Genomic DNA, 26343 nt, shown 5'->3' on the forward strand with positions numbered 1-26343 from the left:
TTATGCATCCTGAATTATTTTTATTGATTGGAATTTCTTGTTCATTAGGTTTTACACCAGGACCTAATAATGCTGTTGCTTCTTACTCAGGTTTTAATTTTGGTATAAAAAAAACAATTCCATTAATAATGGGAGTTTGGTTGGGTTATACTGTGTTAGTAATTTTGATCAATTTTGTATTGATATCAACTTTTATTAAATATCCACTAATCCAGGAAGTGATCAGAATATTAGGAACTTTATTCCTCTTATATTTAGCTTATAAAATTTCATTTTCTGAAACATCCAAAGAGGGTAAAAAAATTAATCCAGTAAAATTTATTGATACTTTTACATTCCAGTTTTTAAATCCTAAAGGAGTAATGGCAGCTATTACATTGATCTCAAAATTTGTATTAGAAAACGATTACTTAAATAGTTCTTTAACAGTTATTATCGTTTGCTCTTTGACAGCTCTAACAAGTATTACAGCATGGGCTTTTTTAGGTAAGTTTTTAAGGAATTTTGCGACAAATAATAATTTTATTAAACGATTTAATTATGCTATGTCCTTGCTACTTATTGTTTGTATAATAGGGTTCTATATCTAAATTAAATGAAACCAGGAAATCAAAATTCTTATAACTCCCTAAAAACTATCAGTATTAATGATAGGGACTACAAATATTATTCTTTAGTAGAAGCAGAAAAGAACGGTTTAGATGGAATTTCAAAACTTCCAAAGTCATTAAAAGTTTTGTTAGAAAACCTTTTAAGATACGAGGACGATCTGTCAGTTACTAAAAACCAAATAGAAGCAATTAAAGAATGGTTAAAAACAAAAAAATCATTAACTGAAATAGCTTATAGGCCAGCTAGAGTTTTGTTACAGGATTACACAGGAATACCAGCTGTTGCTGATCTTGCAGCAATGAGAGAAGCCGTTAAAGAAAAAAATAGAGATCCAAATACCATTAATCCACTGTCTGCAGTTGACCTTGTAATTGATCATTCAGTTCAAGTAGATAAATCAGCAAATAAAGATTCATTTGAAAAAAATGTTGATATTGAATTTAAAAGAAATGGTGAGAGATATTCATTTTTAAAATGGGGTCAACAAGCTTTTAATAACTTTAGAATTGTTCCTCCTGGAACTGGGATTTGTCACCAGGTTAATTTAGAATATTTATCAAAAGTAGTGTGGTCTGAAAAATTTCAAAACGAGGACTATTTATTTCCTGACACGTTAGTTGGTACTGATAGTCACACTACTATGGTTAATGGTTTATCAGTTCTTGGTTGGGGTGTTGGTGGAATAGAAGCTGAAGCTGGAATGTTAGGTCAGCCAATTTCAATGTTAATTCCAGAAGTAATAGGATTTGAAGTTAAAAATAAAATGCCAGAAGGTACTACTGCAACAGATTTAGTTTTAACAGTCGTAAAAATGTTAAGAGATAAAGGAGTTGTTGGAAAATTTGTTGAATTTTATGGAGAAGGTTTAAAGAATTTAACTCTTGCTGATAGAGCAACAATTGCAAATATGGCACCAGAATATGGAGCAACATGTGGTTTTTTCCCAATTGATGAAGAGACATTAAAATATTTAAGATTCTCAGGAAGAGATGAGAACATAGTAAATATAGTTGAGAAATATGCAAAAGAGCAAGGTTTATGGGCTAATGACCAAGTTGAATTTACTGATACCTTATCGTTAGATATGTCTACAGTTGTTCCAACTATTTCAGGACCTAAAAGACCTCAGGATAAAGTTTTATTAACAGAGGCATCTACTGGATTTAAAAAAGTTTTTGAAGAAGCAACTAATAGAAAAAAACAACATGTTTCAAAAGTATCAGGAACAGATTATGAAATTAAAGATGGCTCAATATTAATTGCAGCTATTACTTCATGTACAAATACATCCAATCCAAATGTATTAATTGGAGCTGGGTTATTAGCAAAAAAAGCTGTTGAACTTGGTTTAGAAACTAAACCTTGGGTAAAAACATCATTAGCACCAGGCTCACAAGTAGTTACAGATTATTTAGCAAAAGCAGGACTAAATGTATTTTTGGATAAGCTTGGTTTTAATTTGGTTGGATATGGTTGTACGACTTGCATAGGAAATTCAGGCCCTTTACCAGAGGAAATTGTTAAAGCAATAGACAAGGAAAACATTTACGCTGTGTCAGTTTTATCTGGAAATAGAAACTTTGAAGGAAGAATATCTCCACATATAAAAGCTAATTACCTAGCATCACCACCACTTGTAGTAGCTTATGCACTTGCTGGTCACATGGAATTTGATTTATACAAAGAGCCTTTAGGAAAAAGTAAAGATGGTAAAGATATATTTTTAAAAGATATTTGGCCATCTAATAAGGAAATTGAAGACACATTAAGAGAATCTTTAAATGCAGAGATGTTTGTTAAAAGATATTCAAATGTTTCAGAAGGCCCTAAACAGTGGCAAGAAATTAAAACTGAAAATACCAGTATTTACAATTGGGATTCAAGTTCAACTTATGTGAAGAAACCACCATTTTTTGAAAATTTATCTGATCAACCTGAGGGCTTTAAACCTATTAAAGATGCAAGACCACTTTTGATTTTAGGGGATATGGTTACAACTGATCATATTTCTCCAGCAGGAAATATTCAAAAAGAAAGCCCAACAGGTGAGTATTTTATGGAACATCAAATACTTCCAACAGATTATAACTCTTATGGATCAAGAAGAGGAAACCATGAGGTAATGATGAGAGGAACTTTTGCAAATATTAGAATAAGAAATGAAATGGCACCAGGAACAGAAGGTGGATTTACAAAATTATATCCAGAAGAAAAAGTAATGCCAGTTTATAATGCTGTTGAGGAATATAAAAAAAGAGGCACAGACCTTGTTGTTATAGGTGGAAAAGAATATGGAACAGGATCGTCAAGAGATTGGGCTGCTAAAGGAACAAAACTATTAGGTGTTAAAGCTGTAATAGCAGAAAGTTTTGAAAGAATTCATAGATCTAATTTAATTGGAATGGGTGTTTTACCTCTACAATTTACCGAAGGGCACGATAGGGTAAACTTAAAATTAATTGGTTCAGAGTTGATAACCGTTCTTCAAATTGAAGAGGGTATAAATGCATCAGATCATGTTCAAGTTGAAATAAAATATGCCTCGGGAGATATTAAAAAGATCAAAACGTTATGCAGAATAGACACAAAAAACGAATTAGAGTATTATAAAAATGGTGGAATACTTCAGTATGTATTAAGGAACATGATATAGAAATGGACGAAGAAATTACAATCATAGATACAAACACAAGAAATGAGAGAATAAAGAATTTTTTTATAAATAATAAAAAAAAACTTATAATAATTATTTCAATAATATTAGTAATTATAATTGGCTATCTATCATTTGAAAATTCTAAAGAAAAAAATAGAATTAAATTAGCCAATCAATACAACTTAGCATTAATAGATCTTAATCCTGAAAATAAACAAAAAACAATTGATGAAATGGTTAATGTTGTAAAAAGTAATGATGCAACTTATTCTCCATTAGCTTTATACCATCTAATAGACAATAATTTATTAGAGAGCAATGATGAGATAAATATATTATTTAATGAATTAATTGAAAAAACAAAACTTGATAACGAAATTAAGAATTTGATTATATATAAAAAAGCATTATTCAATTCAGACTTTGTTAGTGAAAACGAATTATTGAAAATACTTAATCCAGTAATTAATTCTGAAAGTATCTGGAAGTCCCATGCATTATACTTACTTGCAGAATTTTTTTATTCAAAAGAGGAAAAACAAAAAGCAAAAGAATTTTTTAATCAAATTTTATTACTACCCAATGCAAATAATGAAATTAAACTAGCATCACAAAAAAGACTTAAAAGAGACATAGGTGAGTAAAATTTTTAAATTATTATTAATTTTTATTTTTATTACAAATTGTTCATTTCACAAAAGCTCAAAGTTTTGGAATAAAGAAAATATTGAAGAAGAAAAAAATAAAAACATAACAGAAATCTTCAAAAAAGAAGAAAAATTAAATTTTGAATTTAATCCTAATTTAAAAATAGAGCTCGATTCAAGAGCTGTAAGTAATAGTTTTTTTAAAAATCTTAGCAATAATAGCGGCAAAATTAACTACAACGGTAAACTTGAGAGTTTATCTAGATATAAATTTAAAAAGATAAAAGATTTTTATCAATACGAACCAGAAATCACATTTAATCAAAATAATATTATTTTTTTTGATAATGAAGGGTCTATTTTAAACTTTGACAATAAATCGAATTTAATATGGAAAAAAAACTTTTATTCAAAATATGAAAAAAAACAAAACCCATTTTTATTTTTTGGTTACAATGATAAAATTTTAATAATTGCTGATAATATAGCAAAATTATATGCTATCAATATTAATACAGGAAAATTATTATGGTCTAAAAATAATAATGCGCCATTTAATTCACAAGTAAAGATTTATAAAGATAGAATTTATGTAATAGATTTTGAAAATACTTTAAGAGCTTATTCAATAAACGATGGAAAAGAAATTTGGGCTCGAAAAACGCAAGGTTCACTTATAAGATCTCAAAAAAGACTTTCATTAGTAATTTTAAATGAAAAAATTTACTTTAATAATTCTTTGGGCGATATAAGTGCTGTCGATATTAATAACGGTAATTTATTATGGCAAACCCCTACACAAAGTAGTTTAGCCTTTGATACGGGTTTTTTTTTAAAGACATCTGATGTTGTAGCTGACAAAGAGGCATTGTTTTTTTCTAATAACCAAAATCAATTTTTTTCACTAGATATACAAACTGGTAACTTAAACTGGAAACAAGAGATTAACTCCAACTTAAGACCAGTAATAATTAATGACTTAATATTCACTATATCAATGGAAGGTTATCTAATTATTATGGAAAAAAATACTGGAAATATTATAAGATCAAATTATTTACTTAATAAATTTAAAGCTAAAAATAGACTTAAGATAAGACCAGCTGGCTTTATTGTTGGGAACAAAAATATTTACCTATCAACTAATATTGGACGTTTTCTAGTTATTGATATTGCTACCGGCAAAGCCAGGACTATCCTAAAAATTGACAATAAAAAAATTTCTAGGCCAGCTATATTTAATAAAAATTTATATCTAATTACTGATAATTCTATTATTAAATTAAATTAGTAATGTTTCTTAAGTTACTTGATAAGCTAGGAAGAAAAAAAATTGTTTTAGATCGAGGACCCTCTCACCCCAAATTTAATGAAGCTAAACCTTGGATGAACAGATATTATGTCTTATTAAGGCATAGGCCAAAATGGTTTCCATTTAATATTTTATTACATGAAATGTTAGCTGACGATCATGGAGAGGGAGTTCACAATCATACATTTCCTTACATAACAGTGATATTAAGAGGGGGTTACTGGGAAACACTAAATACTGGAAGATTTTGGAGAGCGCCTGGATATATAGGTTTCAGGTCAGCTAATAATTTACACAGAGTTGATCTTAAACCAGGAACAAGACCGCTTACTTTGTTTATATCTGGGCCCTTTGGATTAAGAAAAGGCCCTAGATCTGAATATGGTATAGATTTTAAAACGAAAAAATGAATTTAAATAAATTATTTCTTAGTTATTGTAAAATTAATAATTTAGAAATTAATCCCAGTCAATTAGGCTTAATAGAAGAATTGAGTTTATTCTATACTCAAAACTTTAATAAATCACTTTTAAAAAAAATATTTACTAAACAAAATTATAAAACAGGGTTTTATTTACAAGGGGATGTGGGTGTAGGTAAAACCATGATACTAAATTTTTTTTATAATAATTTTGATAAAACTAAACAAAGATTTCACTTTAATGAGTTTATGATTAGTTTTCACGACTTTGTATTTAAAAACAAAGAAAATACACAAGAAAATATTATAGATAAATTTGTTCAAAAACTAAAAAATAAATCTAAATTAATTTATCTTGATGAGTTTCAGGTTACAAATATTGTAGATGCTATGATTTTAGGTAGCTTATTTAAAAAAATATTTGATGAGAATATAAAAGTTTTATTTTCATCAAATACTAAAATAAATGATCTCTATAAAGACGGATTACAAAGAGATCAATTTCTTCCCTTTATTAAAATAATGAAGGAAAAAACTTACGAGACACAATTGATTATCCAAGATGATTATAGAAAGTCTGTAAAAAACAGAAATGAAAGATATTTTTATCCATTAAATGAATCAACTAATTTTAAACTTAATAAATTTTTTAGAAAAATAACTAAAAATCTTACTAATCAAGAAATGATCTTAAGTATTAAAGGTAGAAAGCTTACTATTAAGAATTACTTTAATGGAATAGCACGTTTTGATTTTAAAGAGTTATGTTCTAAAAATATTGGAGCTGAAGATTACATTAAAATAACTGAAGTATGTAATTTTATTGTTATAGAAAATATTCCAATTTTTAACAGTGATAATTCTAATCAACAACAAAGATTTATTACTTTAATTGATATTCTTTATGAAAAAAAAATACCACTTATGATAACTTCTCAATTACAATTAGATTTATTAAGCTCTTCTGAAGATTTAAAAAAAATATTTAAAAGAACTATTAGTAGGTTGTATGAATTAACATCTATTAAGTATACGAAGTTATGAGACAAGAGTTTTTTAACTTAGAATTGAGTACTAATGGCCAGAATCTCTATGAATTTACAAGCCAAACTAACAAATGGATCAAGGATAATGAATTTAATAATGGAATTATCAATATAAGCATTCAACACACCAGTGCTTCTTTAATAATTCAAGAGAATGCTGATCCAGATGTTCAAAGTGATTTAGTAAATTTTTTTAATAAGCTCGTACCTATGGACAATTCCCTTTACATCCATACAGCTGAGGGAAAAGATGACATGCCTGCACATATAAAATCTGCGTTAACTAATAATCAAATCTCTTTAAGCGTTAAAAACAATGAGTTATTACTTGGTACTTGGCAGGGTTTATATCTTTTTGAGCACAGAATTGAGAAGCAAAAAAGACTGATTATTCTTCATTATTTAGGAGATTAGTTTTTCTTAATTGTTTTAAAAGCATCTAGAGCAGCATTTCTGGCTTCAACGTGATCTACAATTGGTTTTGGATAGTTGATACCAACAACTACTTTAATCTGTTCTTGGTATTTGGTTTCAAGCTCCCATGGTTTATATAGAAACTTATTAGGCATGTTTTTAAGTTCTGGAACCCACTTTTTTGTATAAATCCCATCTTTGTCAAATTTTTCCCCCTGAAGGATAGGATTGAAGATTCTAAAGTAGGGAGCTGCATCTGCACCACATCCTGCAACCCATTGCCATTGAGCAACGTTACTGGCTTCATTATAATCAACTAAACAATTTTTAAAATGTTTTTCACCTTCAATCCAATGAATTCTTAAATGTTTAACAAGAAAAGAAGCAACAATCATTCGAACTCTATTGTGCATCCATCCTGTTTCATATAGTTCTCTCATTCCAGCATCTACAATAGGGTATCCTGTCATGCCTGCTTTCCAAGCTTTAAGAAATTTATCATTTTTAACCCAAGGAAAATTGTCAAAATCTTTTCTAAGATTACCTTTTAACATTTGTGGAAAGTAATTAATTAAACTATGAGAAAATTCTCTCCATCCTAATTCATTAATATACTTTCTATATCCAATTTTTTTAACTTTAATGTCTTGGCATTTCTTCCAAATTGTTTCTACATGTATTTGACCAAATTTTAAGAAAGGAGATAACTTGGAGGTTCCGTTAACACCTGGAATATCTCGTGCATCACCATAGTCCTCAATTCTATTATTTATTAATTCTTGTAAATATTTTTTAGCTTCTTTTTCAGATGGGTCCCAGTATTTCTCAAATTTTTTATACCAATTTTTTTTAGGTAATATTTCTTTTATAGAAATTGAATTTTTAAATATGTTTATCTTTTTAATTTTTGATTTAACTCGTATTAATTTTGAAGGAGCTTTTGAAATATAATGCTGTTCAGTTTTTTTCCAAAATGGAGTGAATACTTTATAGGGAGTGCCATCGTCTTTAGTCATTTCTTGAAATTCTACAAGAATATTTCCTTTAAAATATTTATATTGAACTTCATTCTTAATAAATAGATCTCTTATTTTTTTACCTTTATTAATTACATCTGGCTCATAAACTTTACTCCAATAAACAGTAACATCATCTTTCTTTTTTAAAATTGATAATACCTCTAGTTCATCACCTAACTGAACTTCCAATGTGATATTTAATTTCTTTAGATCTATACTTAAATTTTCTAATGATTTAGACAGCCACCATTTTTGAGCCTCTCTTTTTTTATCAAAGTTTTTTGGGTTATATATATAAAGAGCACTTACATACTCATGATTTTGAGTTGCTGTCGCTAAGGCTTCGTTATATTCAATTCTAAAATCTTCTCTAATCCAAACAATGGCTTTTTTTGTCATATTTACTCAGATTTTTTGCAATCCATCACTTAGTAGTTTTTGATACATTGCACTATCAGTTAAACCTTCACAACCAAATAAAAGTACATTTGATTGTTCATTTAACTCTAGCTTATCTAAGTATTCTTTATTGTTAAATGAGCTTATTAACGCGATTATACCTGGGACAGCACATTCACCAGCTATTATTTTTAGATCGGATAAACGCTTTTCTGCTAGCAATGCTACAGTAGTTGAGATTGCTTCATCAGATATAGTTAAACAATAATTTGAAGAATTTTTTAAAATTTCCCAGGCAATACTTGATACATCACCACAAGACATTCCACCCATTACTGTTTCCTTTTTAATATCAACACTTGTGGGTTTATTATTCTTAATACTTTGAAATACACAGTCTGCATTTTCTGGTTCAACAATAATAAATTTTGGAATATTTTGTGATAATTTTGCAAAGCCAGCAATCATTGCTGCAGCCATTCCGCCAACTCCAGCTTGAAGAAATACGTGTGATATTGAATTAGATTTTACTTCATCTAAAATTTCTTTAATCATTATGGTGTATCCAGCCATAATTAATTTTGGTACTTCCTTGTAACCTTCCCAAGACACATCTTGTACAATTTCCCAATTATTTTCTTTAGATTGTTTTATGCATTCTTTTAATGAATTATCATAATTACCTTTAACTCTAATCACTTCAGCATCCAATTTACGCATTGCTTCAGCTCTAGATTCACTAACAAATTCACTTATAAATATTTTACATTTTAATCCAAGTCTTTGAGCCCCCCAGGCTACAGATCGACCATGATTTCCAGCTGTTGCTGTTGATACAGTTATATTCTCTTTTTCACTGGCAATCTTGTAAACAGCAAAAGCTCCACCTAAAGCTTTAAAAGATTTTAGATCAAACCGTTTATCCTCATCTTTGTAGTAAATATTTTTAAATTTTAATTCATCATTTAGTTTATTTAATTTAACCAATGGAGTGGGGGCATAATTATCCCAACTAGATATAGCCTTAATTGCTTCATCTATAAATTTTTCTGGAAGTTGCGTAAGTATATTTTCTTTATTAAATTTATAATTTTTATTCTCTAAAAATGATGTAATAGACCAAAGGTCTTTCTGCATGATTGATTTCATTTATTAACAATCAAGAGTGCTATTTTTTTCCCAGTGAGTTACCGAGCTTTTTTTATCAAATTTTTCTTCTTGATTAAAATCATTAATTTCAGACCTTTTTAACTTTAGATAGCTTTTAATAGTATCACCGCCAAATGCTTCCTTAATTTCTTTACTATTTTCTAGTTGATCTAATGCATCTTCAATTATGTCAGGTAATTTTTTTAGGTGAGGGTAATTTTTATGATCAGTGTACATATTACAAGATAAAGGTTCACCAGGATCTATTTTATTATTTATTCCATGTAAACCAGCAGCTATTACTCCAGCTTGAAGCAAATAAGGATTTACTGCTCCGTCCATTAACCTTAGTTCAAATCTACCTTTATCTGGAATTCTTATCATATGAGTTCTATTATTTCCTGTATAAGAAATACTACTAGGTGACCATGTAGCTCCCGATTTTGTTGGTGGTGCATTTATTCTTCTATAACTATTAATTGTCGGATTAAAAAATGCTGTCAAAGGCTGAGTAAGTTTCATAATTCCACCTAGAAAATTATATGCTAATTTGCTCAAACCTAATTTGTCTCCATTATCTAGAAATTTATTAATTTTTCCATTCCATAAAGAGATGTGAGCATGACAGCCATTTCCTGTTAGATTGCTAAAAGGTTTTGGCATAAATGTTGCTCTCAAACCATGTTTTTCAGCTAATGATTTCACCATATATTTAAAGAATACATGTCTATCAGCTGTAGTTAAACAATCTGTATAATCCCAATTCATTTCAAACTGGCCATTAGCGTCCTCATGATCATTTTGGTATGGGTTCCAACCCATAGTAATCATGCTATCGCATATTTCTTTGATTAAATCATATCTCCTCATTAAAGCAGACTGATCGTAACAAGGTTTTGATTGAGTGTCTCTTGCATCAGCAATTTTACTCCCATCTTCTGAGATCAAAAAATATTCACACTCTACACCTGACTTCATGACTAAATCTTTTTTATGTAATTTATTAATTTGCTCTTTGAGCATTACTCTAGGTGAAGCCTTAACTGGTTTACCATACATATATAAATCAGAAGCTAACCAGCCAATTTCTTTGTTCCAAGGCAATTGAATTAAACTTTTAGGATCTGGTAGAGCAAACATATCCCCATCTGCAGGAGACATATCTAGCCAAGTTGCAAAACCCGCAAAACCCGCCCCATTCTTTTGCATGTCTGCAATCGCTTGTGCTGGTACTAATTTTGATCTCAAGACACCAAAAAAATCTACAAAACTAATCAAAAAATATTTTATTTTTTTAGCTTTAGCAATTTTAGATAAATTAATAGGCATATTTTATTTCTTAATTTACAACTGTTAATTAGTCTTCACAATACTATTTTTTATTTTTTAGTCCTGGTATCCAATCTGTTCCAGCCAGCGGAACTCTTGCCATTGCTGCAGCTTCTACTGTTAAAGCTGCTAAATCTTCAGGTTCTAAATTTCTTACATCTGATTTTCCATTTGCTCTTGCTAATGTTTGCAACTCTAGGGTTAATGTGGATAAATAATTTTTTAATCTTTTACCCCCCTCTATAGGATTGAGTCTTTTTTCTAGTATAGGATCTTGTGTAGCAACACCTACAGGACATTTTCCTGTATGACAGTGATGACAGTAACCTGGCTCTGTTCCAAGTTTTTCGTAATCTTTTCTATAAAGATCTGCATTACAATTTAAAGCCATCATAGCAGCAGATCCTATTGATACAGCATCTGCTCCCATTGCAATTGCTTTTGCAACATCAGCACCAGTTCTAATTCCACCAGAAACAATTAATTGAACTTTTCTATGCATGTTCAATTCTTTTAAAGCATCTACAGATTCTCTTAAGGCACCAAGAGTTGGTATACCCACATGTTCTATAAAAACATCTTGTGTTGCAGCTGTTCCACCTTGCATTCCATCTAACACAACAACATCAGCGCCAGCTTTTACTGCTAAAGTCGTATCATAGTATGGTCTTGCTGCTCCAACTTTTATATAAATTGGTTTTTCCCAATTTGTAATTTCTCTCAATTCTTGAATTTTTATTTCTAAATCGTCAGGTCCTGTCCAATCTGGATGTCGACAAGCACTTCTTTGATCTATGCCCTCAGGTAAAGTTCTCATACCAGCAACTCTTTTATTAATTTTTTGTCCAAGAAGCATTCCACCCCCTCCAGGTTTTGCACCTTGTCCCACAACTATTTCTATAGCATCTGCTTTTCTTAAATCATCCGGATTCATACCGTATCGAGAAGGTAATAATTGATATACTAGATATTTAGAAGATCCTCTTTCTTCTTTTGTCATGCCTCCATCTCCAGTGGTTGTCGAAGTTCCCATAGCAGAAGCACCTCTGCCTAAAGCTTCCTTTGCATTGGCACCTAAAGCTCCAAAACTCATTCCAGCAATAGTAATTGGTATATCTAATTTAATAGGATTTTTTGCAAAACGGTCTCCAAGTATTACAGAGGTATTACATTTCTCTCTATAACCTTCTAATGGATATCTAGACATGGAAGCTCCTAAAAATACCAAGTCATCAAAGTCTGGAACTTTTCTTTTAGCACCCAATCCTCTAATTTGGTAAATTCCTTCCTTAGCAGCTCTTTGAATTTCTTTAATTGTTGAAGATGGAAACGTTTTAAATTCTTTTAAATCTTTTTTCATAACTAATATGAGCTCACATTATCAATTTTAAAATTATATAAATTTCTTGCAGATCCATATCTTTTAAATTTTTTTGCATCTTCAGATATATTCAAATCTTTAAAAATTTTATTTAATTCTTTTATATTTTTATCATCCATTTGTTTTTCTATACAATCAGAACCTAAACTTTTAACCTTACCTTTAACAAATATTTTTGCCTCATAAATTGAGTCTCCTAAATCAGCATCAGCGTCTCCCAAAATAATTAAATTACCTTTTTGTGCCATAAATGCTGACATATGACCAACAGACCCCTTTACTATAATGTTAATCCCCTTCATTGATATGCCACATCTTGAGCTAGCGTCTCCTTCAATAATTAAAGAACCGCCATGACCAGTTGCTCCAGCAGATTGAGAAGCATTGCCTTTGATAATTACTTTACCAGACATCATGTTTTCAGCTACACCCGTTCCAACATTTCCGTGTACGGTAATAGAAGCATTTTTATTCATCCCAGCACAATAATAGCCAGTGTGTCCTTTTATTGAAACTTCAATATCATCTTTTAAACCTGCACAAATAGCGTGTTGACCTTGGGGATTTAAAATTTGGAAACTTCTGTTATTTTTTTCTCTACCAACGTTTTGTAGTAGTTGATTAATTTCTCTTAGTTTTTTTTTATTTAGATCTAAATTCATAATTTACCAGTGATAAACAATACCAGGTTTTGGTTCAAAAATTTTAGCTGTGTTTACATTTGGCAAGTGCGCCATACATTGAAATTCTGAAGCAACCGCTACATAATCTTTTGTTTCTGCAACAACTGCTGGCTTGCAAGCTATTTCATCTCTCAACAATGCAAAACCATCTTTAGTACCAGCTATAAAGGTGTAGAAACCATCTAAATCTTTTAGGCTATTTTTTAGGGTTTCTTCTAGATTTTCTCCTTTTGAAATTTGATTAGAGATGTAACCAGCCGCAACCTCAGTATCATTTTCTGAATTAAATTTCTGACCTTCTTTTTTTAAAGACCTTCGTATGTTGTTATGATTTGAAAGAGATCCATTATGAACCAAGCACTCATCCTCTGATGTAGAGTAGGGGTGAGAACCTTGAGTTGTAATTGCACTTTCTGTTGCCATCCTAGTGTGTCCTATAGCATGAGTTCCTGAAAAAGAAGATAATTTAAATTTTCTAACCACGTCTTTAGGATTTCCTGTTTGTTTGAAGATATTAATACTTTTACCATAACCCACCAAAGAAACTTCTTTTAATTTAGAATCTAGGATTTCTAATACCTTTTCGGGTTTTTCCTCTGTTTCAAGAATTACATGATCCGAAAAAGTTTTAAGTGTTATTTTTTTTAAAAATTTAGATATTTTTTTTTTAAATTCTTTATCTGTTAATTGATTTAAACAAATAGAGTATTTAAATTTGTTTTTATTTTGTTTTGTGTATATTGCAAATCCAGCACTATCAGGGCCTCTAGTCGCCATACCATCAAGCATTCCAGATAAAAATTTACCAAGATCTTTTTCGTATTTTTTTGTTTTAAGATAAATTCCTACTATTCCACACATAGATTTTTAAGTTTATTTAATTAAGGATATTAAGAATTCTTTATAGTAGAAAATATTTCCTACTACAATGATGATAATAGCTGCTATTACTCCGTACTTTGCTTTTGGAAAAACAACACCTCTCATCTTACTTGGTCTTTGATTTTCTTGATTATTCTCATTCATATTGAATTTTTATAAAAAAAAGGGCGCCACAATTAAGTAGCGCCCAAAGTTTATTTAATATTACCAGTCGGTAATATTGCTTTTATGATCATTTGCACCATGTCTTTTCTTAGCTAATCTTGAAAGTTTTTCACTCTCAGATTTAGCTGTGATGACATGCCATCCAATCCAAAAAACTACACCAAGAATAACTAGCAAAGTTTCAGTGGATCCAGCTCCCGGATAAATGGCTCCGACAACCTCTTCTGCACTTAAATGATCTATCCAGTTTGTAACTGTAGCCATATTTTTTCTCCTTTACCTAGTTGAAGAGGCGACCGCTTTTTCAGCTTCTCTATCGTCCTCCATTATTTCATAGTCTAGTCCTGCTATTTCAACTTCACGCGGTATTCTTAATTTACCAAAAGCGCTTAGTATTCTAGCAATAACGTAGCCTGGTAACATTCCAAGAACTCCGAACATTATAATTGCTCCAAGGAATTGTCCCAGTGGATTGATTGATGCATAAGTTGATCCGTCCCACATAGCTCCAACACTGTATCCAGATGAAGGATAGCCATTTAAAACAAACCCACAAATTACAAGACCAACAAATCCTGCGTAACCATGTACCGCTACTGCACCAACTGCATCATCAATTTTGAACTTACGTTCAACCCAGTAATGCATTTTATATGCTATAACAACACCGATCGCACCAATAAGCATTGCTTGTATCGGGTGATACAAATCATTACCTGCAGATGCACAGATGATCCCAGCTAGTCCACTTGAGTAAGTCCAGAATGGATCACCTTTAGCGACCACATATCCAGCCAATAATCCACCTGATAATGACATCAGGAAGTTATAGGTTATTCCACTCAGTGTGGTTGGGGTTACATATATGTTTGTTGCTGTCCAGTACGTTACACCTTCCATTCCATACTCAGGTCCAAGATCAAATATCGGTATGTTACATGCCGCATAAAATCCCCAGAAACCAGTATAGATTAAAAATAATCCAACTGTAACTAGCCATGGGTTTCTTGGTCCTATATTTCTTGGTTCACCACTTGATGAGAACTTTCCAATTCTAGGTCCTAAAACGATTAAAACACCTAAAGCAAATCCACCCGCAATTGCGTGAATTACTCCTGATGCGTAAGCGTCATGATATCCTAAAATTTTAAGCATCCATCCATCAAAGTGCCATCCCCATGCAGCATCAATTACCCAGAAACACGAACCAATTGCAATTGCTAAAATACCAAATGCAAAAGTTGTAATTCTTTCAATGATTGCTCCAGAAACAATTGAAGCAGCTGTCCATGAAAATAGTAAGAATGCAGCCCAGAATACTCCACTTATACGGTCACCTAAGTTGACAGCCATAAATTCAGTATTTGCCACATACCATTTCGCACTAAAAGTACTTTCATCAGTAATTAATGCTGAACTCTCATTCATTATTGAAGGTGCTATTCCCGGTCCTGTTGGGAATGCCCAGTAAATCCACCAACCAAAGAAAAACCAGGTTACCGTTACTAGTGGTATTACCATGGTATTTTTCATTAAAGTATGTTGGTGATGCTTGTATCGTGAGGCTCCAACTTCATACATACAAAACCCGACGTGAATCAGGAACATTAATACCACTGTTACCCAGTAGTAAAATTCTGTAAATATAACTGTAAGAGCGCCTAATTGATCATCCATAATCTCTCTCCTATTAGTTTTAAGAAAGACTATAAAATTTATAGAGACGTGACAAACTATACATTGCTTAAATAAGCAAGTAATAACTACAAGTTTTGAAAAATAATCAACCTTTGATTGAGGTACTAAAACTTAAGGTAAGCTTTTTTCAAATCAACAAGAGGGTGTTTTTTAGACATTTGAAACTTAACTAAAAGCTCTCTTGCGATCATATCTCTGTCTTGTTGGTTGTTTGGCAATTTGATTGATTTTGGAATTGTAACCCAGCCATTTGCATTTCTACAAAATACAGCAGGTCTATCTTCTTCATAACCCATGTGTATATCTTCTAGCCAATTAAGATCATCCCATCCCATTGCTTCAATATACTTTTTTAAGAATGGAGTGATTTTTTTATAATCAGGGAGTAAGTTAACATCATATCTATAACCAATATGTTGCCCAATCATTTTTTCTCTAGCAGTTTCTTTAGACTTTCCACCTAGATTTTCTTTTTTTACTTTTATTTTCGTTTTTTTCTTAACCATATTTACCTCTTATATTTTGTGATAGTTATCAACACCAACAGTGAAGTTGGTTCCTGTTAAAGGAACTTTTGCTAGTGCAGAAGCTTCCATTGTTAGTGCAGCTAAATCCTCTGGTTCTAATGAGTGAATATTAGTTTTACCACAAGCTCTTGCTAAAAGTTGAGCCTCTAATGTCATTGCATGCAAGTAATTATAAACTCTTAAAGCAGCATCATCAGGATTTAATCTAGCTCTTAATTTAGGATCTTGGGTTGCAACACCAACTGGACAACGACCAGTGTGGCAGTGATAACAGTCACCAGCCTTAACACCCATTTCTTTTTCAAAGTTTGCTTCTGGAATATCTTTATTGCAGTTTAAGGCTATTAAAGCACCAGTTCCAATTGCTATTGCATCAGCACCTAAGGCTAAAGCCTTCGCCATATCAGCACCATCTCTAATACCACCTGCATAAATTAAAGTTACCTGTCCAGTTTTACCCACATCATCAATAGCTCTTCTTGCTTCTCTGATTGCAGCAATTCCTGGGATACCAGTATTTGCAGCAGCTATATGTGGACCAGCTCCAGTTGAACCTTCCATACCATCTAAAAAGATTGAGTCAGGATTACATTTTGCAGCCATACGAACATCATCATAAACTTTTGATGCACCTAGTTTTAACTGAATTGGTACTTTGTTTTTTGTAAGTTGTCTTAATTCTTCAACTTTTAAAGCTAAATCATCTGGACCTAGCCAGTCGGGGTGTCTTGCTGGAGATCTTTGATCAATACCAGATGGTAAAGATCTCATTTCTGCAACTTGATCAGTAACTTTTTGACCCATTAAATGTCCACCCATTCCAACTTTTTGTCCTTGACCAATAAACACTTCTATTGCATCAGCAAGTTGAGCGTGGTGAGGGTTAAACCCGTATCTTGATTGAATACATTGATAGTACCATTTTTCAGAATATCTTCTTTCATCTGGAATCATTCCACCCTCTCCTGAACAAGTAGCACTTCCAGCCATTGTTGCTCCTCTTGCTAAAGCAGTTTTAGCTTCATAAGAAAGCGCACCAAAACTCATACCTGTAATATATACTGGTATATCTAGTTCAATCGGGTTCTCACAATTAGGACCGATAATAGTTTTTGTTTCACATTTTTCTCTATAACCTTCAATTACAAATCTAGTAAGAGTTCCTGGTAGGAATACTAAATCATCAAATGTTGGAATTTTTTTCATTAATGCCATTCCACGCATTCTGTATCTTCCAAGTTGAGCTTTGATGTGAATATCGTCTATAACTTCAGGAGTAAAAATAGCATTGTGACCTAATAGACTTTTATTTCTTTTACCATCTTCATGTGCATGAACATCAGCTTTTCCACCAACACTACCTTTAGCTTTTTTTAATTTTTTTTCATTTTTTTTTGTTTTCTTTTTAGCCATTAGATAGCTCCTTTCTTTTCATGAGGTTCTAGATTGTCATAGTTCCAAAGTTTTTTACCAGCTACAATTTTAGTCATTTTACTAACATCAAATTTTTCACCAATTTCTGCAACTTTTAATTTTCGTTTTAACCAATCTTGATCACTAGCAGTTAGATCAGCAGGCACAGCATCACTTCCAAATGATCCTATTTTTCCACCAATAAAGATTGTGCCATCATACATAGAGTCACCTAAGTTTATTCCAACATCACCAAGAATAATTATTCTTCCTCTTTGCATCATAAAACCAGTGAACGCTCCAGCATCACCACCAACAATGATAGTTCCACCCTTCATGTCAATTCCAGTTCTTGCACCAACACTTCCTTTGCAAATTAAATCACCACCTCTTATAGCGGCACCAAAGCAAGACCCTGCATTTTTCTCTATAACAACTTTTCCTGCCATTAAGTTTTCTGCACAAGACCAACCAACTCTACCATTAATTCTAACAGTAGGTCCATCACATGAACCCATACCAAAATAACCTAAACTTCCCTCAAAAATTAAATTTAATTTATTTAAAATACCAACCCCTAAACTATGTTTACCTTGAGGGTTTTTAATAACAATTGTGCCAAATCCTTGGCTCATTAAGTTATCAATTTCTTTATTAGCTTCTGGAGCTGTCATATCTTTAACATCTAGCTCTGTTCTTTTATTAAAATCTACATCGTAAGTTCCAAAATAATAAAGGTTTTCACCTTCATCAGGATTAAAAAACTTTTGTTGAGTTCTTCCTGTTAAAACTTCTGAGTGCATACCCATTGACTGGGCTTTAGTTTTTTTCTCTGTATTCTTTAAATTTGCCATACTTTTACCTCTCCATCAAATGGATCATATGTATCTATCTCTTGTGGTAGAACTGATCTGATTGCTATTTCTTCTGAGCCCATTGCCACTAAATCATCTGACTCATAAAGAACCAAAGGTTTTGCAGCCATAGTATCTTTTGCCATTCCTAAAGAATCTTTAGTTGCAACAAAATATGTAAACACTCCATCAAGACCTGTTAATGAAGCTTTCATGCCCTCTTCAAGGCTTGCTCCTTCTTTCATTTTTTGAGCAATATAAACCGCTATTAATTCTGAATCGCACTCAGACATAAATCTCATGCCTTTATTTTCAAGCATTCTTCTATTGTTCCAATAGTTAGTTAACTGACCGTTATGAACTACTGATACATCACTGAAAGGATAACCCCAAAAAGGGTGGGCTGATTTAATATCTACACCAGATTCTGTAGCCATTCTTGCATGGCCAATTGCATGAGTTCCAACTACTTTACCTAAATCATACCTATCAAGAACCATTTGAGCATTTCCTAAATCTTTAATTACCTCTAAGGATTTTCCCATAGATAAAATTTCAACACCTGGAATACTTTCAATCTTTTGTGAAAATTCTAGTAGATCTTTTACATCATAATCAAGCTCATATCTCAAAGAGTAGGGTAAAATTCTTTCCTCTTTTACTATTTTAGCACCTAGTTCAGATAAATATTGATCAACAATTTTCTTTCTTTTGTCATAAACAGAAACATCTTCCATTATGGATGAACTTCCTTCACCAACATTTTCTCCAACTTTAAAACGCATGATAAAATTTTTACCATCAGTATCTCCATACAAAGCATAACCTGTAGAATCTTCTCCTCTATGTTTTAAAGCTTGAAGCATTCCTTGTAGCTCACTTCCTACATTGGATGATTTTCCTCTATGTATTAATCCTGCTATTCCACACATATATTTCCCCTATTTTATTAAAGATTACGGTAGACAATCTAGATAAGTATCTAAGTCCCACTGAGTTGTTGCCCCTAAAAATCTTTCCCATTCATCATTTTTATACCAATGGAAAACTTTATACATTTCATCTGGCATAGCTGCTTTGATCACTTCATCTTCTGCCAGACGATCTAAAGCTTCACCTAGACTTAAAGGTAATTTTTTAACTTCTTTACCAGCTGCCTGAGCATCGTACATACTTCTAGATTCTGGTTTTCCTGGATCAATATTATTTGTTATCCCATCATCAAAACATTTCAATAATCCTGAACCCATCAAGTAAGGATTATGCATTGAGTCAACTGAACGATATTCAAATCTTCCTGGTGCAGAAACTCTTAATCCACATGTTCTGTTTTGAAATCCCCAATCAGCATAAACAGGAGCCCAAAAACCTGTATCCCATAATCTTCTATAAGAGTTTACAGTTGATGATCCAATTGCAGTTAATGCACCTAAATGTTTCATTACTCCACCAATTGCTTTTAATCCAACCTTACCTGGTAACTGAATATCTTTAGTATCAGGCATAAAGTAATTAGTTCCACCTTCAACATAAGTGAAAACTTCATCCATCGCTGGTATTGATTTGTGGGATAATTTATTAACTTTATCTTTTCCACCTTTCCACAAAGACATATTAGTATGACAACCACTTGCTGACACTCCCATAAAAGGTTTTGTCATAAAGCAAGCTATCAAATTAAACTCTCTTGCAACTTGAGCACAAATTTGTCTATAAGTTGAAAGTCTATCTGCATTTCTTAATACGTCATCATACATCCAGTTTAATTCTAATTGTCCTGGTGCATCCTCATGATCACCTTGAATCATGTCAAAGCCCATTGCTCTAGCGTATTCAAAAACTTTCATAAATACTGGTCTTAACGACTCGAATTGATCAATATGATAGCAGTAGGGTTTAGAAAAACCTTTACCTGTTGGTGAACCATCTTCATTTTTAGTTAACCACATCATTTCAGGCTCTGTTCCAACTCTTAATTGGTAGCCGTGTTTCTTTTTAAATTCTTGAGCGTGTATTCTTAAATTTCCACGGCAGTCTGAAGTTAAGTGTGCACCTGGGTTTTCTCTTTCTTCTCTATTTCTAAAGCAAGTAACAAACACTCTTGCAACTTTTTTATCCCAAGGGAGTTGGCAAAAAGTTTCAGGATCAGGAATACCAACTAGCTCTTTTGCTTCTGGACCATAACCAATATAATCTCCATGACGATCAACAAATAAGTTAGCTGTAGCACCGTAAACTAATTGAAAACCTTTTTCGCAAGTTCTTTCCCAGTGATCAGTAGGAATACCTTTACCTACAACTCTTCCAGTTACTGAAATAAATTGAAAAAAAATATATTCAACACCTAGCTCATTAATCTTAGCTCTAACTTGCTTTACTAATTTGTCTCTACCAGGTTGTCTTACGTGTCTATCTAAATCTGTCATTATCTCTCCCTCTAATGAATTTTTATTTAACGAACCGTAACTGAAAAATTTATTAGTGTCTAGGCTTGAAGTTTAACTCCAAGGGAACGGACTGTTAGAAGTTGGGTGAAGTTCACCTTTCTCGTAACGGTTGAATCTAAACGGTTTTAATAAATCACTTTCAGTTCCAAGAATTTCTTTTGCAACAAGTTCACCAACACCGATCATTTTGTAACCGTGGTTAGCATCAGCAATCATGTAAACATTTTCTAAAAATTTATCAAAAATTGGAAATGAGTCAGGGGTCATGCAACCAAGTCCACCTGAAGGGCCTTTTCTATAAAGATCAGATTTTCCTTCAAATCTTTTTTGACAATGAGCTAAAGCTGAGCACCACATATCATTAAACTCTTCTGTAGTTTGAAATTCAGGAGACTCAATTCCATAGGGGTCAACATTAACTTTATCAAAATGTTTATCAACTATGTAGGGTGACGTTCCACCTTGTACTCCCAAACCTTCGATATCAGGTTTATAATAAATTCCCCAAATTTTATCAGTAATTAATTTTTTTGTTTTATCAGAATATAAAGGAGCCGTAGAATCGACATGAATTACAGGTGGTTGACCACCATTATCCATTTTTAAAAAATCCTCATCAACACCAATTACACCTTCCTGTAGCATCCAGTATTTCCACATTTCAGTTTCATGAAATTTACCATCTTTATCTTTAATTTTTGCAGTTTTTGGTAGCTCTAGCATATTCCAAAAATCTCTCACCCAAGGACCAGCACCAACAACAACTTGATCGCACTCAATAATACCTTTGTCTGTTTCAACACCTGTAACAGCTTTACTGTTACTACCTCTTTTAAAACCTGTAACAGTTACCCCTTTAACAACCTTGACCCCATTTGATGTTGATTTTTCTTCAAGCGCTTTTATAGAATCTTTATTAAATGCATAACCACCTTTTTTTTCATGAAGAACTGAAGTTATCCCTTGAGCTTGCCAGTCACCAAACATATTTTTCATATACTTCATGCAGTCTGCTTCACCTTCTATAAATTCTGAATCATATCCTATTGCTTTTTGTTGTTTAGCTATTGAAGCAACATCTTCGTGCATAACTTCCGGTGAAATTTGCAAATAACCGACAGAGTTATATTTAAATGCTTTGGGATCACTTTCCCAAACCGATACTGAGTGAGCCATTAATTCTCTCATAGCGGGCTGAAAATAATTATTTCTAACAACACCACAAGCAATTCCACTTGCACCTGCTGCGATATCTTTTTTTTCTAGAACAACTATGTCATTTTCGTTTTTATAAGTTTCAGAAAGTTTCCATGCTGTACTTAAGCCATGAATCCCACCACCTATAATTACGACTTTTGCTTTTTTTGGTAAAGTTGACATAGCAAAACAATATTTTTTTGGATAAAAAAAAATACAATTTTTTATAGATCTATAAATTATATATATAAATTATATATTATAGATTTTTTTAAAAAGTGACTAATAACTTAACTTTTGCAGTGTATTTAAATATTCTTTAAACTCATTAATAAAAGTCTCACTAGGCACTATGTTTTTTATTCGCTGGTCAGTTGAAGTCTTTTCAAGACGAAAGAATCCTTTTTCACAAGCTTCATTAATAATCAATGCAGATTTTGGTCTAGAAGTTTTGAATAGTTTTGTCTTTAGCCCTTCAACAGATAACTTTTCATTATGTTTGTAAGCTGACATTACAAGTAGCATCATATGATAATGAGAAGGGGATTTTCTAAAAAAATAGTTGCTTGAAGTATGGGATTGCTTCATTTGGTCTTCCCAAAAACTTAAAAGATCTTTACTGTTATTAGGCATTTATTACGCTCTAACTCTTGATTTTGTTGGATCGTAGAAAGGAAAAGGTACAACTTTCGCTCCAATTCTTTTTTGATGACCATCAAGTTTACCAATTTCAACTTCAGTTCCAATCTCAGAATATTTTACATCTATTCTACAAAGCGCAATATTTTTTCCAAGTTTAGGGGATAGCATTCCACTTGTTATTACACCTACTTGACCACGACCTACATGAACACAATCTCCATGTAATGCCGGTTCATGACCTACTAATTCCAGACCAACTAATTTTTTTTGTGGATTTGCTTTTCTTTTAATTAATTCTTCTTTACCTATAAAATCATCTTCCTTAGTTTTAAGTGGAACTGTAAAACCAATTCCAGCTTCAAATGGATCTGTTTGATCGTCAAACTCATAACCATAAAAAATAAGGCCAGCTTCTATACGAACCATGTCTAAAGCTTCTAAACCTAATGGGGTAATATCAAACTCTTTACCAGCTTCCCAAACTTTATCCCAAACTTCTGCAGCATCTTTTGGATGACACCATATTTCATAACCAAGTTCACCCGTGTAACCTGTTCTTGAAATAACAATTGGCGTACCTGTTTCATGATCTATTCTTGCAATATTAAATCTGAACCATTCAAGTTCAGTGATTGATGGTTGGATTGGCGCCGTCCATACAAACTTTTCTAAAATTTTTCTACTATTTGGACCTTGAACGGCAATGTTATGAATATGATCTGTTGCAGATTTTATCCAAACTTTGTAATTTTTCTTCTTAGCTTGTTCTTTTAACCATTCACCACTGTATTCATCTCCACCGATCCATCTAAAATTATCTTGTCCTAATTTAAATAAAGTACCGTCATCTAGCATACAGCCATTTTCATAACACATAGCTGTATAAACAACTTGTCCGATAGATAGTTTTTTAACATTTCTAGTAAGTGTGTATTGCATTAAATTTTCTGCATCAGGTCCAAGAATTTCAAACTTTCTAAGAGGTGATAAGTCTGTTGCAATCGCACTTTCTCTACAAGCCGTATACTCTTTTATTGTTCCTGAATTTGTAAAATTATTAGCAAGCCAAAAACCTTTATACTCAACAAAATTTCTTGTTAGCTCAGAAGTTTTTTTATGAAACCCTGTCTCTTGTGTTAATTTAGGCTCTGAGTCTGTTTTCATTCTAAATGCTATTGCTTTTGAATATTTTTTTTCCTTTGAATAAGTCCTAACAAAAATATCAGTTGGATTCCAGCCATTTGCAGCATCTACATCACATGGGCAAGCAGAGGATATACAAGTTAAATCTTTTAAAGCCCTAAACAAAACATAATCCCCTGGTCTTGACCAAGGCTCATCAAAAGATGCAACATTATTAGCGTCAATAGCAGTATTGAAAAAAAGATTTATTGCAGACCAGCTTTTTCGAGAATTGATGTCATATTTATCCAGCCTATTATTAAAATTATCTGTACAATTTATGTGCCCCATATATCCCATGTCTTCATAGTATTTTGATGTGCAAGCAAGATTGAAAGTATCATGTCTTCCAACGGTATCTCTCACAACTTCAATCATAGCTTCATGATCGCCGTCATAAAACTTTGAAAATAATCCTGGCCCAGGGTAGGCACCACCCATAAAGGTTCGTGTTGTTTTATCATCAATAATGCTTTCAATACCGTCATTTAATTTTTGTGTATCAAAAGCTAAAAAATCAGAACACTGTCTTCCACCTGGATCAATTATTTGAATATATTCACCAGCTTTAACACTGTAGGTTTCAGCAGTTCTTCTTTTTACAAGTTGTTCTATAATTGGATCACTAAGTGGATCTGGTAAGATAAATTGTTCATCAGTTTCAATAAATTTAGCTTTATTTAAATAAATCGTTAAATCTGTTGGAGGATTTTGTTCATGAACATTCATTGCATCACCAGGTGCAGCAATCATTACAATGCATTTATCTTTTGAGGTTAGTGTTATTTTTTCACCCATCAAGCAATCATCGTTAAAAATGATAGATGCTTTAGCATTACTTAAATTTAAGTTTTTTTTCTTTAAAATTTTTGAAATTTTTTCATCGTTTGAGATAGTTTTTTTTGAAAAATCTGCGTTAGAATTTTCTTTTAAATTTAAAATAGATAAATCAGATTTACCTTTTGAATTAAAAACAATTATTTCACAAATTTGTTTTCCTTCTTCATTTATTATTTCTATTTTATCTTCTGGTAAAACTTCTATAATTGATAAACCTCCACCTCTTACAAAATATCTTTCAACTCCAGGTGGTAACGTTCTTAAACCAGGACTTCGTATATCTTTACTAGTATGTAGCATTGCCAGTGTAAATTTTGATAAATTACCTTAAGCATAATATATTCATAAGGGATTGACTATAAATTTAATAAATGAGAACATACTTTTATAACTTAATATTAAGGGAGAGAGAATAATGAAAAAAATAGTATCATTAATGTCTGCCCTAGTAATTTCAGTAGTAAGTTTCGCTGGAATTTCTAACGCAGCAGACAGTAAAAAGCCCATCGTAATTCCAACTCATAACTGGTCAAGCCAAATTGTAATGGCTCACGTTATTGGTGGAATTTTCGAAAGTATGGGAAATAACGTAAAATACGTAAATACTGATTCACAAGCTGTGTATGAGTCAATTCGTCTAGGTGATGTAAGTTTATCTCATGAAGTTTGGGAATCTGCTTTTGGTAAATCATTTACTACAGCGCTTGATAAAGGTGGTTTAGTTGATTGGGGAGATCATGAAGCTCGAACGCTTGAAGATATGGGATATCCAAACTGGGTTGCTGAAAAAGGATTATGTCCAGGTCTACCAGATTGGACTGCTTTAAAAAATCCAGCTTGTGCTAAAAACTTTACAACACCTGACTCAGGTGGAAAAGGAAGAATGTTAGAAGGACCTCAAACTTGGCATGGAGATTTGATACCTCAAAGGGTTGATGCTTTAGGCTTAGGAGATCTTTGGACAGTTAAATTTGCTGGAAGTGCAGATGCACTTTGGGCAGAATTAGTAGCTGCTGAAAAAGAAGGAAGAGGAACTATAATATTCAACTGGACACCAAACTTTACAGATGGTGCTGGTTTTACATTTATAGACTTCCCTCCATATACTGCTGGTTGTAGACCAGAAGATGGTGGTGACGGTAAATGTGGTTCGCCTGATGGTTACTTGAAAAAAGCTGTAAATGCAGACTTTCCAAAAACTCATCCAGCTGCGGCTGCAACGTTTAAAAAGATGTCATTCTCTACAAGTCACATTGGTGCAATGGCTGCTTTAGTTGACGTTGACAAAATGACTCACGAAGATGCAGCTAAAAAGTGGCTTGCAGATAATAAGTCAGTTTGGACTCCTTTTACTAAATAAGGATATAAACAAATAATTTAAGATCTCCCCCAATATTTATTGGGGGGGATTTTTTTATAGGTAATTTT

The 26343-nt window shown here is 32.1% G+C and carries 25 protein-coding genes; 8 read left to right on the forward strand and 17 right to left on the reverse strand.

Going from position 1 to position 26343, the window contains the following annotated elements:
• Positions 1-2 precede the first annotated feature (2 nt).
• The 7 genes from AC5SLN_RS01410 to AC5SLN_RS01440 are packed head-to-tail and all read left to right on the forward strand — an operon-like array spanning position 3 to position 7108.
• Positions 3-590, forward strand: coding sequence for a LysE family translocator (locus AC5SLN_RS01410; protein WP_494577105.1), 588 nt, complete (start codon positions 3-5; stop codon positions 588-590).
• 5 nt (positions 591-595) lie between these two features.
• Positions 596-3265 (forward strand): aconitate hydratase AcnA, encoded by a 2670-nt coding sequence (gene acnA / locus AC5SLN_RS01415; RefSeq protein WP_494593778.1) that lies wholly within the window; start codon positions 596-598, stop codon positions 3263-3265.
• Between the two features lie 2 nt (positions 3266-3267).
• The gene (locus AC5SLN_RS01420; protein WP_494593780.1) at positions 3268-3912 is read left to right on the forward strand and encodes a hypothetical protein; all 645 of its coding nucleotides are present in this window, start codon (positions 3268-3270) and stop codon (positions 3910-3912) included.
• The gene (locus AC5SLN_RS01425) at positions 3905-5206 is read left to right on the forward strand and encodes a PQQ-binding-like beta-propeller repeat protein (protein WP_494592198.1); all 1302 of its coding nucleotides are present in this window, start codon (positions 3905-3907) and stop codon (positions 5204-5206) included. Before AC5SLN_RS01420 ends, AC5SLN_RS01425 begins: the two co-directional genes overlap by 8 nt.
• A gap of 2 nt (positions 5207-5208) precedes the next feature.
• On the forward strand, positions 5209-5637 hold the full coding sequence (locus tag AC5SLN_RS01430; protein ID WP_271486587.1) for a hypothetical protein: 429 nt from the start codon (positions 5209-5211) through the stop codon (positions 5635-5637).
• Complete coding sequence (gene zapE, locus AC5SLN_RS01435) at positions 5634-6692, forward strand: cell division protein ZapE (RefSeq protein WP_494592202.1); 1059 nt, start codon at positions 5634-5636, stop codon at positions 6690-6692. The genes AC5SLN_RS01430 and zapE overlap by 4 nt, the downstream gene beginning before the upstream one ends.
• Complete coding sequence (locus AC5SLN_RS01440) at positions 6689-7108, forward strand: secondary thiamine-phosphate synthase enzyme YjbQ (protein ID WP_271499126.1); 420 nt, start codon at positions 6689-6691, stop codon at positions 7106-7108. Before zapE ends, AC5SLN_RS01440 begins: the two co-directional genes overlap by 4 nt.
• On the opposite strand, the gene AC5SLN_RS01445 is transcribed toward AC5SLN_RS01440, so the two are convergent.
• The 17 genes from AC5SLN_RS01445 to AC5SLN_RS01525 all read right to left on the reverse strand — a co-directional run bounded on the left by AC5SLN_RS01445 (position 7105) and on the right by AC5SLN_RS01525 (position 25215).
• Positions 7105-8526 carry a cryptochrome/photolyase family protein gene (locus AC5SLN_RS01445; RefSeq protein WP_494593782.1) on the reverse strand — a complete coding sequence of 474 codons (1422 nt, stop codon included), beginning with the start codon at positions 8524-8526 and terminating at the stop codon, positions 7105-7107. The two genes, AC5SLN_RS01440 and AC5SLN_RS01445, sit on opposite strands and share 4 nt — an antisense overlap.
• A gap of 6 nt (positions 8527-8532) precedes the next feature.
• The gene (locus tag AC5SLN_RS01450; RefSeq protein ID WP_006997970.1) at positions 8533-9675 is read right to left on the reverse strand and encodes a diaminopropionate ammonia-lyase; all 1143 of its coding nucleotides are present in this window, start codon (positions 9673-9675) and stop codon (positions 8533-8535) included.
• Between the two features lie 3 nt (positions 9676-9678).
• Entirely contained in the window at positions 9679-11004 is a 1326-nt protein-coding gene (gene glnT / locus AC5SLN_RS01455) for a type III glutamate--ammonia ligase (protein ID WP_006997971.1), read from the reverse strand.
• Positions 11005-11047: 43 nt separating this feature from the next.
• Entirely contained in the window at positions 11048-12364 is a 1317-nt protein-coding gene (locus AC5SLN_RS01460) for an FMN-binding glutamate synthase family protein (RefSeq protein WP_006997972.1), read from the reverse strand.
• A gap of 2 nt (positions 12365-12366) precedes the next feature.
• Positions 12367-13047, reverse strand: coding sequence for a GltB/FmdC/FwdC-like GXGXG domain-containing protein (locus AC5SLN_RS01465; protein ID WP_011282299.1), 681 nt, complete (start codon positions 13045-13047; stop codon positions 12367-12369).
• A gap of 3 nt (positions 13048-13050) precedes the next feature.
• Positions 13051-13929 carry a class II glutamine amidotransferase gene (locus AC5SLN_RS01470; protein ID WP_271499110.1) on the reverse strand — a complete coding sequence of 293 codons (879 nt, stop codon included), beginning with the start codon at positions 13927-13929 and terminating at the stop codon, positions 13051-13053.
• A gap of 12 nt (positions 13930-13941) precedes the next feature.
• Positions 13942-14094 (reverse strand): hypothetical protein, encoded by a 153-nt coding sequence (locus tag AC5SLN_RS01475; protein WP_271499107.1) that lies wholly within the window; start codon positions 14092-14094, stop codon positions 13942-13944.
• A gap of 60 nt (positions 14095-14154) precedes the next feature.
• Entirely contained in the window at positions 14155-14379 is a 225-nt protein-coding gene (locus AC5SLN_RS01480) for a hypothetical protein (RefSeq protein WP_006997976.1), read from the reverse strand.
• A gap of 12 nt (positions 14380-14391) precedes the next feature.
• Complete coding sequence (locus tag AC5SLN_RS01485) at positions 14392-15792, reverse strand: ammonium transporter (protein WP_415271430.1); 1401 nt, start codon at positions 15790-15792, stop codon at positions 14392-14394.
• A gap of 125 nt (positions 15793-15917) precedes the next feature.
• Positions 15918-16319, reverse strand: coding sequence for a hypothetical protein (locus AC5SLN_RS01490; RefSeq protein ID WP_006997978.1), 402 nt, complete (start codon positions 16317-16319; stop codon positions 15918-15920).
• 9 nt (positions 16320-16328) lie between these two features.
• Entirely contained in the window at positions 16329-17753 is a 1425-nt protein-coding gene (locus AC5SLN_RS01495) for an FMN-binding glutamate synthase family protein (RefSeq protein ID WP_006997979.1), read from the reverse strand.
• On the reverse strand, positions 17753-18607 hold the full coding sequence (locus tag AC5SLN_RS01500) for a GltB/FmdC/FwdC-like GXGXG domain-containing protein (protein WP_011282296.1): 855 nt from the start codon (positions 18605-18607) through the stop codon (positions 17753-17755). Before AC5SLN_RS01500 ends, AC5SLN_RS01495 begins: the two co-directional genes overlap by 1 nt.
• Positions 18595-19539, reverse strand: coding sequence for a class II glutamine amidotransferase (locus AC5SLN_RS01505; RefSeq protein ID WP_011282295.1), 945 nt, complete (start codon positions 19537-19539; stop codon positions 18595-18597). The genes AC5SLN_RS01500 and AC5SLN_RS01505 overlap by 13 nt, the downstream gene beginning before the upstream one ends.
• A gap of 24 nt (positions 19540-19563) precedes the next feature.
• Positions 19564-21033, reverse strand: a complete 1470-nt coding sequence (locus AC5SLN_RS01510) for a glutamine synthetase family protein (protein WP_027307086.1) — start codon at positions 21031-21033, stop codon at positions 19564-19566.
• Between the two features lie 72 nt (positions 21034-21105).
• On the reverse strand, positions 21106-22434 hold the full coding sequence (locus AC5SLN_RS01515; RefSeq protein ID WP_011282293.1) for an NAD(P)/FAD-dependent oxidoreductase: 1329 nt from the start codon (positions 22432-22434) through the stop codon (positions 21106-21108).
• 99 nt (positions 22435-22533) lie between these two features.
• Entirely contained in the window at positions 22534-22884 is a 351-nt protein-coding gene (locus tag AC5SLN_RS01520; protein WP_011282292.1) for a hypothetical protein, read from the reverse strand.
• A 3-nt stretch (positions 22885-22887) separates the two neighbouring features.
• The gene (locus AC5SLN_RS01525; RefSeq protein ID WP_011282291.1) at positions 22888-25215 is read right to left on the reverse strand and encodes a trimethylamine N-oxide demethylase; all 2328 of its coding nucleotides are present in this window, start codon (positions 25213-25215) and stop codon (positions 22888-22890) included.
• A 115-nt stretch (positions 25216-25330) separates the two neighbouring features.
• Here AC5SLN_RS01525 and tmoX point away from each other — a divergent pair, with 115 nt between their 5' ends.
• On the forward strand, positions 25331-26275 hold the full coding sequence (gene tmoX, locus AC5SLN_RS01530; protein ID WP_006997986.1) for a trimethylamine N-oxide ABC transporter substrate-binding protein TmoX: 945 nt from the start codon (positions 25331-25333) through the stop codon (positions 26273-26275).
• Positions 26276-26343 lie beyond the last annotated feature (68 nt).

Source organism: Candidatus Pelagibacter sp. PS_31 (genome assembly GCF_059417865.1).

Coding starts and splice junctions, on each gene's coding strand:
- AC5SLN_RS01410 (WP_494577105.1), top strand. CDS start 3: ATGCATCCTGAATTATTTTTATTGATTGGAATTTCTTGTTCATTAGGT.
- acnA (WP_494593778.1), top strand. CDS start 596: ATGAAACCAGGAAATCAAAATTCTTATAACTCCCTAAAAACTATCAGT.
- AC5SLN_RS01420 (WP_494593780.1), top strand. CDS start 3,268: ATGGACGAAGAAATTACAATCATAGATACAAACACAAGAAATGAGAGA.
- AC5SLN_RS01430 (WP_271486587.1), top strand. CDS start 5,209: ATGTTTCTTAAGTTACTTGATAAGCTAGGAAGAAAAAAAATTGTTTTA.
- zapE (WP_494592202.1), top strand. CDS start 5,634: ATGAATTTAAATAAATTATTTCTTAGTTATTGTAAAATTAATAATTTA.
- AC5SLN_RS01440 (WP_271499126.1), top strand. CDS start 6,689: ATGAGACAAGAGTTTTTTAACTTAGAATTGAGTACTAATGGCCAGAAT.
- AC5SLN_RS01445 (WP_494593782.1), bottom strand. CDS start 8,526: ATGACAAAAAAAGCCATTGTTTGGATTAGAGAAGATTTTAGAATTGAA.
- AC5SLN_RS01450 (WP_006997970.1), bottom strand. CDS start 9,675: ATGAAATCAATCATGCAGAAAGACCTTTGGTCTATTACATCATTTTTA.
- glnT (WP_006997971.1), bottom strand. CDS start 11,004: ATGCCTATTAATTTATCTAAAATTGCTAAAGCTAAAAAAATAAAATAT.
- AC5SLN_RS01460 (WP_006997972.1), bottom strand. CDS start 12,364: ATGAAAAAAGATTTAAAAGAATTTAAAACGTTTCCATCTTCAACAATT.
- AC5SLN_RS01465 (WP_011282299.1), bottom strand. CDS start 13,047: ATGAATTTAGATCTAAATAAAAAAAAACTAAGAGAAATTAATCAACTA.
- AC5SLN_RS01470 (WP_271499110.1), bottom strand. CDS start 13,929: ATGTGTGGAATAGTAGGAATTTATCTTAAAACAAAAAAATACGAAAAA.
- AC5SLN_RS01475 (WP_271499107.1), bottom strand. CDS start 14,094: ATGAATGAGAATAATCAAGAAAATCAAAGACCAAGTAAGATGAGAGGT.
- AC5SLN_RS01480 (WP_006997976.1), bottom strand. CDS start 14,379: ATGGCTACAGTTACAAACTGGATAGATCATTTAAGTGCAGAAGAGGTT.
- AC5SLN_RS01485 (WP_415271430.1), bottom strand. CDS start 15,792: ATGGATGATCAATTAGGCGCTCTTACAGTTATATTTACAGAATTTTAC.
- AC5SLN_RS01490 (WP_006997978.1), bottom strand. CDS start 16,319: ATGGTTAAGAAAAAAACGAAAATAAAAGTAAAAAAAGAAAATCTAGGT.
- AC5SLN_RS01495 (WP_006997979.1), bottom strand. CDS start 17,753: ATGGCTAAAAAGAAAACAAAAAAAAATGAAAAAAAATTAAAAAAAGCT.
- AC5SLN_RS01500 (WP_011282296.1), bottom strand. CDS start 18,607: ATGGCAAATTTAAAGAATACAGAGAAAAAAACTAAAGCCCAGTCAATG.
- AC5SLN_RS01505 (WP_011282295.1), bottom strand. CDS start 19,539: ATGTGTGGAATAGCAGGATTAATACATAGAGGAAAATCATCCAATGTA.
- AC5SLN_RS01510 (WP_027307086.1), bottom strand. CDS start 21,033: ATGACAGATTTAGATAGACACGTAAGACAACCTGGTAGAGACAAATTA.
- AC5SLN_RS01515 (WP_011282293.1), bottom strand. CDS start 22,434: ATGTCAACTTTACCAAAAAAAGCAAAAGTCGTAATTATAGGTGGTGGG.
- AC5SLN_RS01520 (WP_011282292.1), bottom strand. CDS start 22,884: ATGCCTAATAACAGTAAAGATCTTTTAAGTTTTTGGGAAGACCAAATG.
- AC5SLN_RS01525 (WP_011282291.1), bottom strand. CDS start 25,215: ATGCTACATACTAGTAAAGATATACGAAGTCCTGGTTTAAGAACGTTA.
- tmoX (WP_006997986.1), top strand. CDS start 25,331: ATGAAAAAAATAGTATCATTAATGTCTGCCCTAGTAATTTCAGTAGTA.